The organism is Maribacter sp. HTCC2170 (assembly GCF_000153165.2).
Taxonomy (GTDB): Bacteria; Bacteroidota; Bacteroidia; order Flavobacteriales; family Flavobacteriaceae; genus Maribacter_A.
This window is the reverse complement of the sequence record NC_014472.1, coordinates 2,264,656-2,285,000: the sequence shown is the minus strand read 5'-3', so window position 1 is coordinate 2,285,000 and position 20,345 is coordinate 2,264,656. Positions and strand designations below refer to the sequence as shown.

The following is a 20,345-nucleotide window of genomic DNA, read 5'->3' as shown; positions in this document are numbered from 1 at the left end:
ATACGGGACTATCACCCTCTATGGTCGCTCTTTCCAAAGCGTTCTAGTTCATCACACGTCGAATGTCGTGGTCCTACAACCCCATTATTGCCGAAACAACAATGGTTTGGACTAATCCGATTTCGCTCGCCGCTACTATCGGAATCACTTTTGTTTTCTCCTCCTCCGGCTACTTAGATGTTTCAGTTCACCGGGTTTGCTTGCCTTACGGCATGACATGTCTTCAACATGCCGGGTTGCCCCATTCGGATATTCGCGGATCATATCGTGTGTGCCGATCCCCGCGACTTTTCGCAGCTTATCACGTCCTTCATCGCCTCTGAGAGCCTAGGCATTCCCCATACGCCCTTATCTAGCTTGTCGCCAGACCTTTTAATCGTTATTCTATTCGTACTACTTTACTTAAAAAATTCGTGTTTTCTTCAAAGTACATATACCTAAGTATACATACCCTGTCCCAATATGTCAATGAACTTGTGGCCATAAGGCCAATGTGGAGAATATCGGAGTCGAACCGATGACCTCCTGCGTGCAAGGCAGGCGCTCTAGCCAGCTGAGCTAATCCCCCGTTTCCTATAAGTTGGCAGTCGCCAGTTTATAGTCGACAGTTGACCCAACTTCCAGAATTTCCAATACTTCAATCAATGAACGTCGTCCAGCCCACCCACTTAAAGGATGCTCGGACACTGTAGTCCCAGGCAGACTCGAACTGCCGACCTCTACATTATCAGTGTAGCGCTCTAACCAGCTGAGCTATGGACTGTCCTACACTCAGACGATCGACGATCATCATCAATGGTATTTACTTAATATATCGTAATCATAAAGACAGTGTTTAAATTAAATCGAAAAAACGGGACCGATCAAGACCTTCTTCGGTCGTCGGTACTCTAGAAAGGAGGTGTTCCAGCCGCACCTTCCGGTACGGCTACCTTGTTACGACTTAGCCCTAGTTACCGATCTTGCCCTAGGCCGCTCCTTACGGTGACGGACTTCAGGCACTCCCGGCTTCCATGGCTTGACGGGCGGTGTGTACAAGGCCCGGGAACGTATTCACCGGATCATGGCTGATATCCGATTACTAGCGATTCCAGCTTCACGGGGTCGAGTTGCAGACCCCGATCCGAACTGTGACCGGTTTTATAGATTCGCTCTCTGTTACCAGATGGCTGCTCTCTGTACCGGCCATTGTAGCACGTGTGTGGCCCAGGACGTAAGGGCCGTGATGATTTGACGTCATCCCCACCTTCCTCACGGTTTGCACCGGCAGTCCCGTTAGAGTCCCCGACATGACTCGCTGGCAACTAACGGTAGGGGTTGCGCTCGTTATAGGACTTAACCTGACACCTCACGGCACGAGCTGACGACAACCATGCAGCACCTTGCAAATTGCCCGAAGGAAAAGGTATCTCTACCCCTGTCAATATGCATTTAAGCCCTGGTAAGGTTCCTCGCGTATCATCGAATTAAACCACATGCTCCACCGCTTGTGCGGGCCCCCGTCAATTCCTTTGAGTTTCATTCTTGCGAACGTACTCCCCAGGTGGGATACTTATCACTTTCGCTTGGCCGCCCAGAACTTAAAGTCCCGGACAGCTAGTATCCATCGTTTACGGCGTGGACTACCAGGGTATCTAATCCTGTTCGCTCCCCACGCTTTCGTCCATCAGCGTCAGTATATGGTTAGTGACCTGCCTTCGCAATCGGTGTTCTATGTAATATCTATGCATTTCACCGCTACACTACATATTCCAGCCACTTCACCATAACTCAAGACCACCAGTATCAAAGGCAATTCTACGGTTGAGCCGCAGACTTTCACCTCTGACTTAATGGCCCGCCTACGGACCCTTTAAACCCAATAATTCCGGATAACGCTCGGACCCTCCGTATTACCGCGGCTGCTGGCACGGAGTTAGCCGGTCCTTATTCTTACGGTACCGTCAGTAGGGTACACGTACCCTTTTTTCTTCCCGTATAAAAGCAGTTTACAACCCATAGGGCCGTCTTCCTGCACGCGGCATGGCTGGATCAGAGTCTCCTCCATTGTCCAATATTCCTCACTGCTGCCTCCCGTAGGAGTCTGGTCCGTGTCTCAGTACCAGTGTGGGGGATCCCCCTCTCAGGGCCCCTACCCATCGTAGCCATGGTAAGCCGTTACCTTACCATCCAGCTAATGGGACGCATGGTCATCTTTTGCCGCCCGAAGACTTTAACCTTAATATAATGCTATATAAAGGTACCACGGGGCATTAATCCAAGTTTCCCTGGGCTATTCCCCTGCAAAAGGCAGATTCCATACGCGGTGCGCACCCGTGCGCCGGTCGTCAGCAGAGTGCAAGCACTCCCTGTTACCCCTCGACTTGCATGTGTTAGGCCTGCCGCTAGCGTTCATCCTGAGCCAGGATCAAACTCTTCATCGTTGATTCTTATATAATTTAAGCATCCAACTCCCTGAAAAATCACACGATCCCGTCTCTCGATTCAAATTCTTATAATACATGACCCTCTCGGATCATATACGCTGTCTTTACAATATTCCAATGAACTTCAAAAATATGACCGAAAACAATCCCGGCCATCCGCTAAAAAAACACCTCTAACTAAACTGCTAATCACAGCCCCTGTGTCCCAAAGCGGGTGCAAATATAAGATGGTTTTTTTCTTTACACAACACCTAAATCAATTTTTTTTGTAACTTTTTTTTAATTACTTCCTAACCCCTTGAATAGCAACAACCAATACCTGAAAAAAATCATTAAACACGATAATTTAAATTGGTGAAATTCCTTTATAATATCATTGTCCGCCTATAAATGAAATATAATAGGATCTATAAAGTGCTAAGAAGCAATTTGAAGCAAGGTGCCAAACAACTATGAAAAGAAATTCCAAACCAAACCAAAACGAATAACGAAGTCCCGATAAGGGTAGTTTGGTGCCGAATAAAAATTATAACCAGTAAACGACGAATTAAAATGTTCAGCTTTCAGATAAACTCGAGTTTGTTGTATTCTTGCGTTTATAAAAAAGTCCAGCATGGGAAAACCACCCAGTTTCTCGTCGTTCTGAATATAGAATTCTCCTAGCACCGGATTGTAAGCATCCATATTATATGCAGTGAAATATTTAAATGTCACACCTGTTTGCAAGTACATTGCTTTTTTAAACGCATCTGTAGAAAAGTACAACGTATTTCTAGTCACCAATTGAGGCACATTGAGCACATCGTTGCTTTGCGAAACACTTTGATACATTATGGTATTATTGAGGGCAAAACCACCCAACTTGATTTCCTTATTATACTTAACCTTCAAATGACTTATACTACTTGATTCCTGAAATGGCTTAATAGTCGCTTGCTCCTGACCGGCAATTAACGCTTGATTCGGGTCAATACCAAAATAGGTATAGTTACCCAAAGTGGAATATTTAGCATTCAGATTACCCCACTTATTTGAATCAAAATTAAAACTTAGACTATTTACTTTTTGATTTTCGAAGTTTGAAGTGTTCTGCCAATTATAATTTTCGTATTCGCTCTGATATAGCAAAAAATTAAAATCTGGCATTCGGGCTGACGAATGTAATGAGAAATCTATTTTATTGTTTTCATTGAGTATATAACATGCAGAGGCATCCAAAATACTGGAAGTTAAGTCTCCTGAAAGATTATATTTACCGCTACCCTTTACCAAAAACCCTCCAATAGTCTTGGTGTATTTGGCACCAAGGCTTATTTCATTTCCCTTCAATTGGTTTTGAATTTCTTGACCAGCTTGGGTAACAACCAAACTATTAAAAAAATAATTGTAGTTGTAAAGACTTAAATTACCCTGTAATCTACCCAAAGTAGCATTATAGAACTCAGCATAGAGTTCATTGTACATAGCCCTTAAACTTGCCTTGTCATGTACGGGAGAAACAAAAACAGATCCAAAATATTCATTTGAGGCATTCTGCTTGTATTGGTAATATTTCGTCTCGTAATTATACGTATGTCCAATGGCAAGAGAAGTCTTTTCAACATTACTTGAATCCTTTCTAGTTCTCAACAGCTTATATTGATGCTCCAAAAAATATCGTTTCCCCAAAATCTTGTTTTCCCCAATGTCGGTCGAGATAAGTCTTGTATCAACTCGTGAACGATCAAAGAAATCTTCATCACCATCCTCAAACTGTTCTTCCTTTGAAATTAGACCGCCGTTTTCTTCGGTCTTGATATCCTGCGCGGCAATATGAGCCCTAAAGCTATAACGACTGTCTTTAGAAATATAATTGGCGGTAGTTCTAAAACTACCAGATTGCGCCTGGTCCAATTGATATTTACCTAAAGAACGAAACCCTTTAAAAGCCAATGAAAAATTAAACCGTCTTGAAGTATTAAATGTTAATAGGGCATCAAGTAATTGACCTTGCTCCAAAGTTGTTTTAAAAAACAAGTCAGACATTGGGGTTGCAACATTATAATAATCAATATCCTCAACTTCAAAATAATTATAATGTTTTGCTTTAGCTCCAATTAAAGGATATAAATGGTTTCTTTCAAAATCTACACCGAGTTTATTGTAAGGTTGCCCGATATTAGAAAAAGGCATCAATTCAAAATTATCTTTTCGCAAATAGTTGTATTTATATTCCTTTTGAATGGTCAGGGTTGTATCTAGGTAAGTTGTATCCCTAGCATGGGATATAATCTTGTAATCCTTTATAGTTATTCCCAGGGCACCGGCTGAAGGCAAATTACTTTTCCCCTTTTCCTGACTTCCACCAGCGACAGGTTTTCGACCAGACGGATTAGAGTCATCCTGAGCATGGAGAAATGGGAAACTTAACACAAATAGCAGTAGGAAAAAGTATTTCATAAAACAGGTTACGGCGCAAAGTTAATTTTTTTGTTCCTAATATAATGTGAAAGTTTTTACAACAAGTATTAATTATTCTTGGCGGGTTCTTATGCCTTGGATTAAATCAAAAAAATTATATTCGTCAATAATCAATAGTTGCTAAATGCTAAAAAGATTTTACCATACCCTAGATGAAGTAGGCACCGACGAAGCTGGACGTGGCTGTCTAGCGGGCCCAGTTACAGCTGCGGCCCTGATTTTACCCAAAGATTTTAAAAATGTGATGCTAAATGATTCGAAGCAACTTTCTGAAAACAAGCGTACTATATTAAAACCCATAATTGAACAAAGTGCAGTTTGTTTTGGAGTAGCCCATATTTTTCCGGAAGAGATTGATAAAATTAATATTCTAAACGCCTCAATCTTGGCTATGCATAAGGCAATTGACCAACTTACTGATGACCTAAAGTTTATTATTGTCGATGGGAATAGATTTAAGCCGTATCATGATATTCCTTTTGAATGTATTATTAAGGGAGACAGTAAATACATGAGCATAGCCGCGGCTTCTGTCTTGGCCAAAACCTATCGTGACGGTTACATGGAGCAGCTTCATGAAGAATTCCCCATGTACAATTGGAAAAAAAACAAAGGCTACCCCACTAAAGAACACCGAGAAGCTATTCGTGAATACGGCATTACCAAATACCACAGAAAAAGCTTTAGACAATTACCAGAACAGTTGACTCTGAAGCTTTAAAAAACTAACTTCGCCTTAAATCTTTTTTGATGAATCATAGATTTATTATTGGCTTACTTACATTGATAATAATTGGCTGTTCCCAAAAACAAAATAAGGCCTATTCTCTTCTAGATTTTGTTCCCAAAAATGCATCAATTATTGTTAAAATAAACAACCTAGATGGTTTTAAAAGTAATCTAAGGAACAACGATTTCATTTCTCAATTGGAATCTTTTGGAATTTACGAATCAGTGCTAAGTGACATAAAACATCTTGATCTGGTCAATTCTGAAACCGAATCACTTTTGGCATTTTCCGAGTTAGGAGCCGATAATTTTGAATTCACTTTTGTAACCACTGACTCAACCAGCACCTTCGCACTGGACAGCACTCAAAACATTAAAAAAGAACGGATTCTTCTTGAAAATCATGAAGTTTTCAAGTACAATTTGGATGACAATGTATTCTACGGTATGTCTTTAAATGGAAAGTCTACTATAAGCTCTTCCCAAACCATAATAGACAACCTAATCAAGTATCTTGGTCAAACCCAAACTTCTACCACTTTAGAAAAGCTCTATAAAACTGCAAGTCCGGCTAAAAACGCATCTATATTTATCAATCTTGAAAAAAGTACAGGACTGTCCAAAACATTCTTAAAAAAAGAATCGGAAGTTATAATTTCCAATTTTTCTGACTGGATACTTGCGGATGTCAATGCAAATCAAAATCATATTACTTTTAATGGGATTTCTGTGGCAAATGATTCAACAAAAAACTATTTAAACCTATTTAGACAAACCAGTCCCCTAAGCAGCATCACTCCCGCGTTCGCGCCAAAATCGACTAATGCCATCCTCTCTTTTACTTTTGACGATTATAGCTTCTTTGCAGCAAATCAACAGGTTTATTTAAATCAAGAATCATCTAAAGATTCTCTTTTGAACACGGTTGAAGAAGTCGGAATTATTTATTTGGATGGAGGCAAATCAGTTCTCTTGAACACATATGGTTCAGAAAAACTTTCTGAGTACGTTACCAGCATTAAAAAATCTGAAACAGAATACCAAGGGAATCAGATTTTAGAATTGAACAATCCCAATTTTCTAACTATATATTTGAATCCGCTAATCACCGATTTTAAGGCAAATTTCTGCACAATAATTGAAAATGCTTTTGTTTTTGCTGAAACCAGAAAGGCTATAGAATTGATAATCAATACGAACAAAACCGGGTTGACTTTTGAAAAAACCAATGTTTTTGCTTCTGCAAAAGATGTCCTTGCCGAAGAATCGTCGATACTTTTTATTTCCAATTCAACAGGTATTGAACAATTTTTGAATGACGATTTCTCTAAAGATGTTTTTAACGATTTCAAAGATGCAAAATTGGACAAAAATACGTTTGCTGCCCAATTTGTAGCTGATCAAGGCTTTTTTCACACCAATATTGCCATTCAAAAAACGGGTAGAAAATCGAAAATAAACTCAATCGCCACTTTATTCACTTTGGAGCTGGACACTGATTTGGCAACAAACCCTCAATTTGTAACCAATCACAGAACCAACAAAAAAGAAATTGTAGTACAGGACCAAGACAACAATCTTTACTTGATATCAACGAATGGGAAGGTTTTATGGAAAAAGCAACTTGAAAGTCAGATTCAAGGTAAAATCCACCAAGTTGATATTTACAAAAACAAACGTTTACAGTTGGCTTTCGCCACAAATAACAAATTTTTAATTATCGACAGAAATGGAAAAGAGGTAAAACCTTTTACGATAAAGTTTGATGGAGGAAACCTCAACGAATTGGCCGTTTTTGATTATGAAAATAAAAAGGATTATAGATTTGTAGTCACTCAAGGGGACAAGGTTTTTATGTACAATAATAAAGGGGCAATCGTAAGTGGTTTCAAATATACTACGACAGAAAGCCCCATTTCAAAAGCACCAAAGCATCTGGCTCTTTCGGGAAAAGATTATTTACTTTTTGCCTTGGAAAATGGCAGCTTAAAAATTCTTAATCGTGTTGGGAATGTTAGAACACGAATAACCGAAAAAATTGATTTTTCACAGAATGAAATTTACTTATATAAGAACAAGTTTGTTTTAACTGACAAAAAAGGTGTGCTTCACCAAATAAACACTAATGGCAAATCAAACACTACCAACCTTAGATTAAATGAGGATCATGGTATTGATGCCACGAGTAAAACCTTCGTCTACATGAATGACAACATTTTGAGTATTAAAGGTAAAAAAGTAGAGCTTGATTTTGGAGTATATTCCCAACCCAAAATTTTCTACATCTATGATAAAATATATGTGAGCGTTACCGATGTTCAGAACCAAAAAATATATCTTTTCGATAGTCAGGCAAAACCCATATCAAATTTTCCGGTCTTTGGTTCTTCTCTAATTGATTTGACCGATATGGAAAACGACAGAAAACTAGAAGTGGTTGCCCAAGACCAGAAGAATTCAATAATTGTATATCAATTGAATTAACCTTCTTTGTACCAGTTATGAACTATTTTATACCGAACATACATTATTGACTTCCAACCATATCAAATCAAATAAGATTCAAGTTTTTCATTTCTAAATTGTATCGTTGGAGGGAACATATTCAGTCAAAAAGAAAACAAACCCTTCTTGATTCAACCTATATTAATACTTATCTTTAAAGGACATTAAATAAAACACTATCATGAAAAAAATACTTTTCTTATTTGGCATCATTTTACTTACCACTTCATTTGCTGCGGCACAAAACTGCAGTAAATATTATCCTATGGTTGAAGGCGCTACAATGCAATACACTAACTACAATAAAAAAGGCAAAACTGAAGGTATTGCCACCTATTTAGTATCGAACGTAAAAACTTCGGGGGATGTTACCGCTGCAACAATGGCTATTGAACTGAGGGATGAAAAAGGAAAAGAAATCTACAAAACAGACTATAATTTTACCTGTTCTGGGAATATGGTAACTGTAGACTACAAATCCCTTGTTCCTAGTAGTATGTTTGAACAGTATGAAGGAATGGAAATGGATATTTCAGGAACCGACCTTGAATTACCTAATGATCTTTCGGTAGGACAAGCGTTATCGGACGCGAATGTTTCTATCAAAATTAGTATGAGCGGCATTAATATGAATACGACCGTTGACATGATTAATAGAAAAGTTGAAAAAAAGGAAAGTGTCACTACTCCTGCAGGTACATTTGATTGCTATGTTATATATAGCGAAAACAAAATGAAGGCAATGATGGTAAAACAATCGTTCCCCTCTCGGGTTTGGTTTGCCGAAGGTGTTGGAATGATCAAACAGGAAAGTTTTAACAAGAACGGCAAATCAATGGGCACAACAGTGCTGACCAAATACAGTAAATAAATGTGTGAGCAACACTCTATAGAAACAGAAAACCGAGGCTTAAACCTCGGTTTTCTGTTTTATAAACTCTGCCTCAAAAAGCTTAGAAAAATGCTTTAGCAATTTCTCTTTCACCTCACTTAGCGAAACTTCTTCTTTTCCTAATTCCACATTGAGGGAAGTAACTGCTTTTCCTTTTATGCCACAAGGAATCATCAAATCAAAATAACCTAGATCAGCATTTACATTTAATGCGAAACCATGCATTGTCACCCAACGGCTAGCACGTACACCCATAGCACATATTTTTCGAGCAAAAGGCGTACCAACATCTAACCAAACGCCTGTTTCCCCATCTGAACGTTCAGCCTTTAATCCATATTCAGCCAAAGTAAGAATCACCATTTCCTCCAACAGTCTCAAATATTTATGAATATCGGTAAAAAAATTATCCAAATCCAGTATAGGGTAACCAACTAATTGACCAGGACCGTGATACGTAATATCACCGCCCCTGTTTATTTTATAGAACGTAGCCCCTTTTTCAGCGAGCACTTTTTCATCTACTAAAAGATTATCAATATCACCACTCTTCCCTAAAGTGTACACATGGGGATGTTCAACAAAAAGAAAGTGATTGGGAGTAGATAGCTTAGTATTTTCCCTCCTGTTCTTAATTTTAATGTCCAAAGTATTTTGAAATAAAAACTCTTGGTAGTCCCAAGTTTCTTTGTAGTCTTTAAGTCCTAAATCCTGTAGTGCTATTTGCCTGTTCATCGAAGCAAAGGTATTAATCCTCTAGTTCTACTTCAATATTTAGTGTATCAGGGTTTTTCATATAGGAAAGAAAACTAACCTCATAAAACAATGTCTTACCATCAGCGCTAAACGTTGCTGCCTGGGCTGACGAAGATTTCACCCTTCTTGGAAAATGATATTTTAGTTTATACATAGAGCTTGAAAGAAACATTTCGGCCCCGGCCAAACTATCTAAAGCTTGCTTCTGCAAAACACTATCAACAATTTTTGCGGTTCGCTTGAAAGAATTTGAATCAAATGAATACTCTACTTGAGTACTTTGCGTCCCCACACCACTAGAAGATGCTTGGTTTTTTGAACCAGGACCAATACTACTGGCATCCTGAAACGTATTAAAAGCATCGCCTACCTCATCCAAATTTTCAAACTCACTATACATATCAAACTTCATGACCTTAGTCTCAGGATTCATGACCATGCGCATATTAAAAGGTTCCAATTTCTTTAATCTAGCCTGATCCCCTTGAGACAAGGTCGCAATACTATCTTTCTTTTCTTCTAGAAACGATTTGAAGGAGATAACAGAATCAATGGCTTTCTCTCCGCCTTTCATCATTTCCTCACCGGCCATTTCCATCATTTCAGAACCATCAAAATTGATTGATATTTTGCCCGAACCATCATCCTTAAGATATATTTCCTCAGTGAAATTGCACGCAGAAACAAGGGCCAAAACCATTAGTAATGACCAGAAACGAAATTTAAACATATTGTATTAATTTGGATTATTCAGAATGACCAAGGCAGCAATAACTCCTGGGACCCATCCACAGAATGTCAAAAGTAAAACAATTAAGAATGAACCACAACCTTTTCCGATGACGGACAGGGGTGGAAACAAAATGGCCAAAAGCACACGAATAAAACTCATAGTTGTAGGATTTTTTGATTGATGTACTTATTTGACGCAAAATCACCCTATTTGTTACATTGAAAAAAGGCTCTTTAAAAACAAAGAGCCTTTCCTATGAATTCATTTGAATCATTTACTAGAATCTGTATCACTTGTTGGCTTACACAATTCTTCCAAAGTATCCTCAATATCACCAGGCGTGCTCATTATTTTCATAAATGTACCCATAGTGAGCTCCGGCCAATGTAGCGCAATTCTATATTTACCATGAAGCATAGTGGCCGTGCTACCTTGCAAAATAATTTCATAAGGTAAAGCTGCAGCGTGATCAATTCCTATTTTAGGTAAAAAATGTGATTCACCGTCTTCTTTACTTTTCAGACCCACACCAAAGACTGCAATTTTGCTATTTGGATAAACCAATTTATACACTTGTACGGTTTGTCCTTTTTTCGCTTTTAAATTGTCCTCAATGGTTTTCAAGCCGTCCTCAAAAGAAGCAAACTCATTAAGTTCTACAGGGTCAGTAAAATAAGGCATCATTATTTTATAATGATATTTCTTAAGTTTATCTGCAGCCACAGTACCACCAAAAGGAACAAATTCACTGCCAATGGCGGAGAAAGTTGTTTTCAAATCCGTACTGAATTTCTCAAAAGTCCCTTTATAAGAATTATAATTACCTCTTAAATAAGCTCTTAATATATAATCCGGATTTGTGTAAGAGATTACTACTTTACCATCTTTCTGCACCAAACCAACTTTGAATACTGCTGCAAGAGCGCCTCTATCACTTATCTTTACAACATTATTTTTTAAATCGTCTCTAGTAAATGTAATCACCTTTAAAGAACTTCTATTTGCAGGATGGTAAGACCCCAATACTTGAAAGGAATTTTCTTCAAGTGCAGTTATAATCTTTTCGGAAGATTGTTCAATGGACTCATCAGTCTCAACAATTTTAATATATGGAGCTAAATCTTGGGCAAATGTGCCAAAACTAACACCTAAAGCAACTATAATACCTATTATAACTTTTTTCATTTAATGAATATTTAAGATTCAAAAAAAATAGTTTATCCAGCTAATTTTTAACTGAATCACTTGTCATACGATTCGGTGTTTCTGTTTTCAAGAGACCAATCAATATAACTTTACAAAACAAGTACTGTTTTGGTGCTTATTCTATGATTTTTATCATGAATCCCAAGTAGAGGACAACAAATAACTGTAATAATTGAAGAAGTGTCTTTTCTCTTTTTTTAAATAATGTAATTTTGCAGGCTTAACAATCAGAACATGCAACTTTCGGAACAAGAAGTAATAAGGAGGGAAAAATTGACAAAACTAAGGGAATTGGGTATCAACCCTTATCCCGCAGCTTTATATCCTGTTGATGCAACATCAAATAGCATCAAACAGAATTATGAAGAGGGCAAAAAAGTTATAATTTCTGGTAGATTAATGTCTCGCCGTATTCAGGGAAAAGCATCATTTGCAGAATTACAAGATAGTGAAGGTCGTATTCAGGTTTATTTCAATAGAGATGAAATTTGTGTTGGCGAGGACAAAACCAAATACAATGAAGTTTATAAAAAATTACTTGATATAGGCGACATCATCGGAATTGAAGGTGAACTCTTCACCACCCAAGTTGGTGAAAAAACCGTAATGGTGAAGGATTTCAGCATGCTTAGTAAAGCATTGCGACCTTTGCCACTACCGAAGAAAGATGGTGAGGGTAATGTATATGATGAATTCAACGACCCAGAATTAAGGTACCGTCAACGCTATATTGATTTGGTTGTAAACCCTTCTGTCAGGGAAACCTTTATTAAACGAACCAAGATTACCAATAGCATACGTGAGTTTTTAAATAACAAGGGGTATTTAGAGGTAGAAACCCCTATTCTACAGCCCATTCCAGGAGGTGCAGCTGCACGACCATTTCTTACCCATCATAATGCGCTGAACATTCCTTTATATTTAAGAATTGCCAATGAATTATATCTAAAACGATTAATTGTCGGAGGTTTTGATGGGGTATACGAATTTGCTAAGGACTTTAGGAATGAAGGTATGGACCGCACCCACAATCCCGAATTCACAATGATCGAATTGTATGTGGCGTATAAAGATTATAATTGGATGATGGGCATGACGGAACAGTTGCTTGAAAAAGTGGCTAAAGATGCTACCGGTAGTACCAAGGTTACCGTTGGCGACAAGGAAATTGATTTTAAAGCCCCTTACCCGAGGGTCCCTATCCTAGATGCCATTAAAACCCATACGGGCTTTGACGTATCGGCAATGAACGAAGCCCAGTTGCGTGAAGTATGCAAAAAGCTTCATTTGGAAGTAGATGAGAGTTTTGGGCGTGGAAAACTAATCGATGAAATTTTTGGTGAGAAGTGTGAGCATTTATATGTACAACCTACTTTCATCACCGACTATCCCAAGGAAATGAGTCCGTTGACGAAGGCGCATCGATCTAAACCTGGACTTACAGAACGTTTTGAACTGATGGTCAACGGAAGCGAATTAGCCAATGCTTATTCTGAACTAAATGACCCCATAGATCAACGAGAGCGCTTTGAACATCAATTGGCGCTTGCACAAAAAGGAGATGATGAGGCGACCCAATTCATTGATTATGATTTTCTTCGTGCCTTGGAATATGGTATGCCCCCAACATCTGGTATTGGCATCGGAATAGACCGCCTTGTGATGTTTATGACAAATAATTCTTCAATTCAGGAAGTATTGTTTTTCCCGCAGATGCGACCAGAGAAAAAACAGATTGAACTGACCGAAGAAGAAAAAACAATTCTAGATCTTCTAAAACCAGAAGGCGAGATGGATTTGGCAGAGCTAAAATCTAAAGCCGGACTCAGTGGCAAAAAATGGGATAAATCAATGAAAGGTTTATCAAAACATGATTTAATCAAGGTTGTTGTTGATGGCCCTTCTAAGACCGTCCATCTGAAATCTTAGTATTCGTCTTAGAAGAAATTCTTCAAATTAAAACGAGCATTAAACAGGCAGCAATTGTTGTTAGTCTAATTTTTCGCTTGCTCCACATTTAAAATTCCCTATTTTTATGAAAATCTGCTGGTTGTGGATATTTCCTGATAGGTGATGAAAAAAGTCGTTTTTAAAGTGCTTATTGCTCTGCTAGTCTTAATTGGCTTAGTTTTTCTGTGGAACAATCTTAAACCTCAAAAAGAAATCGATTTTAGTGCTGATATTAAACCAATTTTAAATAACCACTGCATCTCTTGTCATGGTGGCGTAAAAAAGAATGGTGGCTTTAGTCTTTTGTTCGAAGATGAGGCATTAAGCACTACTGAATCGGGGCAGCCCTCGATTATTCCAGGAGTTGCTCACGGCAGTGAGATGATAAAGCGATTGACTTCGGATGATACTGAACTCAGAATGCCTTATGAGAAACCTAAATTATCTGACGAGGAAATAGATCTTTTAACCCGCTGGGTAGACCAGGGAGCCAAATGGGGTGTACATTGGGCGTACACTCTTCCTGAAAAGGTAGAAGTTCCTATTAGAACTTCAGAAGCAGGTTTTTCATCGGACAAAGCTTCGGAATTCCTAAAAAACAGCATTGATAATTTTATCTTGACTCGACTTGATAGTGAAGAAATCCAACCCAACGCTCCCGCTGAAAAAAATGTTATAGCAAGACGATTGGCTTTGGACATTACCGGTCTACCACCAAATCAAGAACTTTCAAAGCGTTTTGAAAATGATGAACTTTCTTATGAATCTCTGGTTGATAGCCTGTTGACACAAGATACCTATGGCGAAAAATGGGCGACTTGGTGGCTTGATCTTGCGCGCTATGCAGATTCAAAAGGGTATGAAAAAGACATGGGTAGATCCATTTGGCAATACCGGGACTGGGTCATTAAAGCCTTTAACAGGAATTTGCCCTATGATCAATTCACAATTGAACAATTAGCGGGAGATTTATTACCTAACCCTTCTATCGACCAGCTTATCGCTACTGCATTCCATAGAAATACTATGAACAACGATGAAGGTGGTACCGATGATGAAGAATATAGAATGGCCACCGTAATCGACCGGGTGAATACAACATTTGAGGTTTGGCAAAGTACTACTATTGGATGTGTACAGTGTCATAGCCACCCATACGATCCTTTTAAGCATGAAGATTATTATAAGTTGATGGCTTACTTTAATAACTCGCGGGACGAAGATACGCCCAGTGAATCGCCCGTATTGAAATTTTATTCCACAGAAAATCAAAAACAAGTGGACAAAGTTCTCGAATGGACCTCTAAAAATGGAACAAAGAATCAACATACAACCTATAAGAACTTTTTACAGTTTACCGAGCCAGTTTATAAGTCACACTTTTTCAAGGAATTTGTAAATAGTGTATATGATGACCATGCCTCAGTTGTATTTTGGGACGATGGCAATTGTATTGCGGAAAACGCTTATACTAATAAAGCGAGTTACGTATACCTCAATTATCGTTCACATTATGATGGTACAAAGATGATAATTCGAGAGAAAGATGCAAATGGTCCTATTTTGGCCGAATTTACCATTAACAAAACCAAAAAAAATACCACATCCCAGTTTCCAATTCAAAAAACAGATAAGAAGGTCAATCTCTACATTGAAACCCATAACAAATCTGTTGCAAAAGAAGTAAATATTGTGAATGTATATTGGCTAGGGTTTATAGAAGATATGCCAGGGAAAGATCTACCAGGTTGGGATGTAGTAAATACTGCTTTTTTGAATGCCCTAAATGCCAATACTGAAACAGTACCCATTATGGCCGAGAATCCCGATTATATGCAGCGAACTACACAGGTTTTTGATAGAGGAAACTGGCTGGTAAAAACAGATACCGTTCACCCCGGAACGCCGGAATCCCTCAATACATGGAACCCCAGTTGGCCAAATGATCGTATGGGACTTTCAAAATGGATTGTGGACAAAAAAAATCCATTGACAGCGCGCACCTTGGTGAACCGTGTGTGGCATCAAATCTATGGGCGAGGCCTTGTGTCTACAATTGAGGATATAGGGTCTCAATCCGAACCACCCTCACATCCTGCATTATTGGATTGGCTCTCATTACGATTTATGAACGAACATAATTGGAGCATAAAATCACTGATTAAAGAAATCGTGTTATCGGGCACCTATCGCCAAAGTTCTGAGAGTACCCCAGAGATGTATCAAACAGATCCAGAAAATGAATTGTATGCGCGAGGTCCAAGAATACGCCTGGGTGCCGAACAAATTCGGGATCAAGCCTTGGCAGTTTCCGGACTATTAAGTAACAAAATGTATGGTCCGGGAGTAATGCCACCACAACCTGAAGGTGTCTGGCAGACCGTATATAATGGTGCCAGATGGGCCGAAAGCAAAGGTGAAGATCGCTACCGCAGGGGCGTTTACACCTATTTGAAACGAACGAGTCCGTACCCTTCATTTTTAACCTTTGATGCCGGTAGTAGAGAAGTGTGTACAATTCGAAGAACTGTGACCAATACTCCATTACAGGCCCTTGTGACCTTAAACGACCCTGTTTATCTTGAAGCTGCATATCAATTGGCAAAAAATACTTTTGAAGCAGATAATATCAATGCAAGTATCACAAAGGCCTATGAAACAGCTACCCTTTCTAAAATAACTTCTACAACTCTTACTACTTTGAAAAAGTTGTATACAAACTCTTTGAGTGAATTTACTGGTAATTTGGAAGCCACCGAACTATTTCTTCATTTTGAAGAAAAACCAACGCCACAACTAAGTGCTATGACCCTAGTGGCCAATGCCATTATGAATTTGGATGAATTTTTAACGAAAGCCTAATGGAAGATCTTATAAATAGATTGATTCAAGAAAAACTTGCCCGCGAAACCGAGTCAAAAACACGCAGGCATTTTCTGAAAAATTGCACTCAAGGTATTGGGGGGCTTGCGCTGAGCTCCATTTTCATGGGATGTGACTCATTTGGGAAACCCACTAAAAAAAACCAAATTACTTTTGCAGAGCGTGATTTGAATCCACTTGCTACATTGGCTCCTCCTTATAGCCCAAAAGTTAAGTCGATCATTTATCTACATATGGCAGGTGCACCCTCCCAATTGGAAATGTTCGATTATAAACCAGCACTCCAAAAATTGGATGGGCAAGACTGTCCTCAATCGCTTTTAGAGGGTAAAAAATTCGCTTTTATTAAAGGAACTCCCAAACTAATGGGTCCTCAAGCTAAATTCAAACAAGAAGGTGAATCGGGCAACTGGGTTTCCAATTATTTACCTCATTTCAAGAAAGTAGTTGATGATGTTGCCTTTTTAAAGGCTGTTCACACCGATCAATTCAATCATGGTCCCGCACAGCTATTTATGCATACTGGTAGTGCACGATTGGGTCGGCCAAGTATTGGATCTTGGGCCACTTATGGGTTGGGGTCTGAAAATCAGAACTTACCTGGATTTGTAGTGCTAACATCGGGCGGCAATTCACCTGATGCAGGAAAAAGTGTATGGGGAAGTGGGTTTCTACCTTCGGTATATCAAGGAGTTCAATGCCGCTCAAAGGGTGACCCTGTGCTCTACATCAAAGACCCAGATGGGATAACTAGAGACCTTAAAAAAAGTACTATTGATGCCATCAACAAAATCAATAAAGAAGAGTATTTAAAATATGCTGACCCCGAAATTCTGGCTCGCATCAATCAATATGAAATGGCATATCGCATGCAAATTGCGGTACCCGAAGTAATGAACATCAACAATGAACCGGAAGACATAAAGCAGATGTACGGAGTAGAACCTGGAAAGGAATCTTTTGCGAACAACTGCCTTCTGGCCCGTAAATTGGTAGAAGATGGCGTACGTTTTGTGCAACTTTTTGACTGGGGCTGGGACACCCATGGAAATATTCGTGAAGGATCTATCGACATAGGGCTACGTAACAAGTGTAGGGAAATTGACCGCCCTATTACTGCTCTGATACTCGATCTTAAACAAAGGGGCTTGCTAGACGAAACTCTTATAGTTTGGGGCGGTGAATTCGGTAGAACGCCTATGCAAGAGAATCGGGGCAACAAAAAAATGGCATTTAAGGGGAGAGACCATCATGGTGATGCATTTACTATGTGGATAGCCGGCGGAGGTATAAAAAAAGGCGCTTCACATGGTAAAACAGACGACATAGGCTTTTCAGGAACTGAAGGACGGGTTTCGGTGCATGATGTGCATGCTACAATAATGCATTTACTCGGTTTTGATCATGAACAATTCACCTTTGAATTTCAGGGAAGACATTTTAGGTTGACCGATGTCGAAGGGGAAGTTATTAAAGAAATTCTAGCATAGAAAAATCTATCTATATGAAACAACTTTTACTAAACTTCTTTCTCTTATTAACATTATCCAGTTATAGCCAAGTAGATAAATCGATTATGTTTTTTCAGACCAACTGGGGAAATGAGCTTTCGTGGGATGCCTTTTGCGAGCGAACAAAAGTTTCAGGTTATGATGGTATCGAAGTTTGGTTTCCCTCAGAAAAAGAAAATCAAATACAACTAAAAGCTGCTTTGAAAAAATATGGGTTGGCGGTGGCCTTTCTCAATGGTACAAATAGGTCATTACCCTTTGAGGATGGTCTTGAAGCCTATAAAAAACATTTTAACACCTTGATTGAATGGAATCCTGTATATATTAATTGTCATACTGGTAGCGACTTTTTTTCTTTCGAACAAAACAAAGCCTTTATAGATGCCGCCAATAAAATCAGTAAAGAAAGTGGGATTCCTATTTATCATGAAACCCATAGAGGTAGATTTAGTTACAATTTGCCTGATACCAATACCTATTTAAAAGCAATATCTGATTTAAACCTTACACTGGATATTAGCCATTGGATGGTTGTTCACGAATCGCTTTTACATGGACAGGATGTACTGCTGGAAGAGGTTATTGAGAAATCGAAACATATTCACGCAAGAGTTGGGCATGCTGAAGGACCGCAGGTGAACGACCCCGAAGCTCCAGAATGGAAATCAGCCCTAAGTCGGCATATGGATATTTGGGAAACCGTGATTAAAAAAGAATGGAGGAAAGGAAATAAGGTCGTCACAATAACTACTGAATTCGGTCCTCCGAACTATTTGCCCGTATTACCCTATACGCGTATTCCCGTTGCTGACCAATGGAGGGCCAATGTTTTTATAATGAACGCCATTAAAGACAGAATGTCCCTTGAATAAAAATAATAAGTAATGGATATTATAAAACAACTCTTGGGTAGATTGCACCCATTACTTGTTCATTTACCTATAGGTTTCATTGTCCTGGGCTTGCTGTTACAGTGGTACAATCGCAAAAAAGGACAATATAGTCAAGCAATAACATTAATATATTTTTGGGCAACTATCAGTGCTGTGTTGGCATGTATCACAGGTTATTTACAGTATACCAGTGAAGGTTATGCCTTTGATACCATCAAAAGTCATCTTTGGTTGGGCATCATCACCGCATTGTTTTCTTTCCTCATGTATCTACGATTAACAGAGAAAAACAAAATAGATATCATAAAAAGAATTCCTACCAAGGTACTGGTCGTTATTATTTTAATCCTGATTTCATGTACAGGACACTTGGGAGGTAATATTACCCACGGCGCTGATTATTTGGTAGAGCCTCTTCCTAATTCGATGAAATCAGCACTAGGCTTTGAAACCTATGAAGAAAAAATAATAACGCTGAATAATGAAAATTGGGAAGACAAGATTTTTTATGAAGATATAATTGACCCTATTCTAAACAATAAATGTGTAAGTTGTCATAACCCCAAGAAGGCCAAAGGAGAACTTATTTTAAGCACTAAAGAAGGAATTTTGAATGGTGGGGAAAATGGCGAAATTATCTTGGCCAACAATAGTAGCGAAAGCGATCTTTTCACACGATTGATTTTACCTGATGATGATGAAGATCATATGCCTCCCAAAGAAAAAAAGCAACTTACTAAAGAGGACGTTAAACTGATAGAAACATGGATTGACATGGGAAATCCTTTTGAAGCAACGATTGGAGAATTAGAAGTGCATAAGGAGTTGTTCCTAGCCTATTTTCCAAAAGAAGAGAATTATGATTATCCAAATATTGCAATTTTGGAAGCAAATATTGATTCCATCAACGCCATAAAGAAAGTTGGATTTCATGTCGAAAAAATAAGTAAGGAATCTAATTTTCTTCGAGTATCATGCGTAAATAAGCCTGATTTTTCCAATGATAATTTGAGTCTTTTAAAATCCATTACTGAACAAATTGCAGTACTGGATATAGGTAAGACCTTAATAACAGATAATGTTTTTGAGGATTTATCCAAATTCCCCCATATCACAATCTTAAAATTGGATAACACTTTAATAGATGGAAGTAAGGTTGAACAGTTGTCAAAACTTGCTCATTTAAAATCATTAAACCTTACAAGCACAAAGTTCAATGCATCTAATCTGAAGAAATTGGAATCAATCGAAAACCTAAAGCAAGTATTTCTACATAATACAAATATCGACCCTCAGAGCATACAAAATCTTAATCTTCCCCAAGTCATTATTGACTTAGGCAATTACGAATTACCGGGTATAGCCTCAGATTCCATTATCTATTAACTTTTAAAAAAGGCA

13 protein-coding genes, 2 tRNA genes and 2 rRNA genes (1 of these 17 running past the window's edge) are annotated in these 20,345 nt (G+C 38.5%); 8 read left to right on the top strand and 9 right to left on the bottom strand.

Annotated elements, in window-relative coordinates:
- From FB2170_RS10085 to FB2170_RS10065, 5 genes are all read right to left on the bottom strand, one after another.
- Positions 1-363, bottom strand: a 23S ribosomal RNA gene (locus FB2170_RS10085) (it extends 2,469 nt beyond the left edge of the window).
- 131 nt (positions 364-494) lie between these two features.
- Positions 495-568, bottom strand: a tRNA-Ala gene (locus FB2170_RS10080).
- A 121-nt stretch (positions 569-689) separates the two neighbouring features.
- Positions 690-762: transfer RNA gene (locus tag FB2170_RS10075), tRNA-Ile, on the bottom strand.
- 132 nt (positions 763-894) lie between these two features.
- Positions 895-2,423: ribosomal RNA gene (locus tag FB2170_RS10070) — 16S ribosomal RNA — on the bottom strand.
- The 16S and 23S rRNA genes sit together here with 2 tRNA genes alongside, the layout of an rRNA operon.
- 453 nt (positions 2,424-2,876) lie before the next feature.
- Entirely contained in the window at positions 2,877-4,865 is a 1,989-nt protein-coding gene (locus tag FB2170_RS10065; RefSeq protein WP_013306453.1) for a putative porin, read from the bottom strand.
- A gap of 145 nt (positions 4,866-5,010) precedes the next feature.
- Here FB2170_RS10065 and FB2170_RS10060 point away from each other — a divergent pair, with 145 nt between their 5' ends.
- The 3 genes from FB2170_RS10060 (at position 5,011) to FB2170_RS10050 (ending at position 8,991) form a co-directional block, all read left to right on the top strand.
- Positions 5,011-5,607, top strand: a complete 597-nt coding sequence (locus tag FB2170_RS10060) for a ribonuclease HII (RefSeq protein ID WP_013306452.1) — start codon at positions 5,011-5,013, stop codon at positions 5,605-5,607.
- Positions 5,608-5,636: 29 nt separating this feature from the next.
- Positions 5,637-8,099: a hypothetical protein gene (locus FB2170_RS10055; RefSeq protein WP_013306451.1), complete on the top strand. Its 2,463-nt coding sequence runs from the start codon at positions 5,637-5,639 to the stop codon at positions 8,097-8,099.
- 202 nt (positions 8,100-8,301) lie between these two features.
- Positions 8,302-8,991, top strand: coding sequence for a hypothetical protein (locus FB2170_RS10050; protein WP_013306450.1), 690 nt, complete (start codon positions 8,302-8,304; stop codon positions 8,989-8,991).
- Between the two features lie 39 nt (positions 8,992-9,030).
- Here FB2170_RS10050 and lipB read toward each other — a convergent pair whose 3' ends face one another.
- From lipB to FB2170_RS10035, 4 genes are all read right to left on the bottom strand, one after another.
- Complete coding sequence (lipB, locus tag FB2170_RS10045) at positions 9,031-9,747, bottom strand: lipoyl(octanoyl) transferase LipB (protein ID WP_013306449.1); 717 nt, start codon at positions 9,745-9,747, stop codon at positions 9,031-9,033.
- A 13-nt stretch (positions 9,748-9,760) separates the two neighbouring features.
- The gene (locus FB2170_RS10040) at positions 9,761-10,498 is read right to left on the bottom strand and encodes a hypothetical protein (RefSeq protein WP_013306448.1); all 738 of its coding nucleotides are present in this window, start codon (positions 10,496-10,498) and stop codon (positions 9,761-9,763) included.
- Positions 10,499-10,504: 6 nt separating this feature from the next.
- Positions 10,505-10,660 carry a YqaE/Pmp3 family membrane protein gene (locus tag FB2170_RS17245; protein WP_083802959.1) on the bottom strand — a complete coding sequence of 52 codons (156 nt, stop codon included), beginning with the start codon at positions 10,658-10,660 and terminating at the stop codon, positions 10,505-10,507.
- A gap of 111 nt (positions 10,661-10,771) precedes the next feature.
- Entirely contained in the window at positions 10,772-11,686 is a 915-nt protein-coding gene (locus tag FB2170_RS10035; RefSeq protein ID WP_013306446.1) for a hypothetical protein, read from the bottom strand.
- Between the two features lie 255 nt (positions 11,687-11,941).
- On the opposite strand from FB2170_RS10035, the gene lysS reads away from it, so the two are divergent.
- The 5 genes from lysS (at position 11,942) to FB2170_RS10010 (ending at position 20,330) form a co-directional block, all read left to right on the top strand.
- A complete protein-coding gene (lysS, locus tag FB2170_RS10030) occupies positions 11,942-13,636 on the top strand; it encodes a lysine--tRNA ligase (RefSeq protein WP_013306445.1) in 1,695 nt (564 codons plus the stop codon).
- A 144-nt stretch (positions 13,637-13,780) separates the two neighbouring features.
- The gene (locus FB2170_RS10025; RefSeq protein ID WP_013306444.1) at positions 13,781-16,519 is read left to right on the top strand and encodes a PSD1 and planctomycete cytochrome C domain-containing protein; all 2,739 of its coding nucleotides are present in this window, start codon (positions 13,781-13,783) and stop codon (positions 16,517-16,519) included.
- A complete protein-coding gene (locus tag FB2170_RS10020) occupies positions 16,519-18,030 on the top strand; it encodes a DUF1501 domain-containing protein (RefSeq protein ID WP_013306443.1) in 1,512 nt (503 codons plus the stop codon). Before FB2170_RS10025 ends, FB2170_RS10020 begins: the two co-directional genes overlap by 1 nt.
- A 14-nt stretch (positions 18,031-18,044) precedes the next feature.
- Positions 18,045-18,923, top strand: a complete 879-nt coding sequence (locus tag FB2170_RS10015) for a sugar phosphate isomerase/epimerase family protein (RefSeq protein ID WP_049782646.1) — start codon at positions 18,045-18,047, stop codon at positions 18,921-18,923.
- Positions 18,924-18,935: 12 nt separating this feature from the next.
- Positions 18,936-20,330, top strand: a complete 1,395-nt coding sequence (locus tag FB2170_RS10010; protein ID WP_013306441.1) for a c-type cytochrome domain-containing protein — start codon at positions 18,936-18,938, stop codon at positions 20,328-20,330.
- Positions 20,331-20,345: the final 15 nt, after the last annotated feature.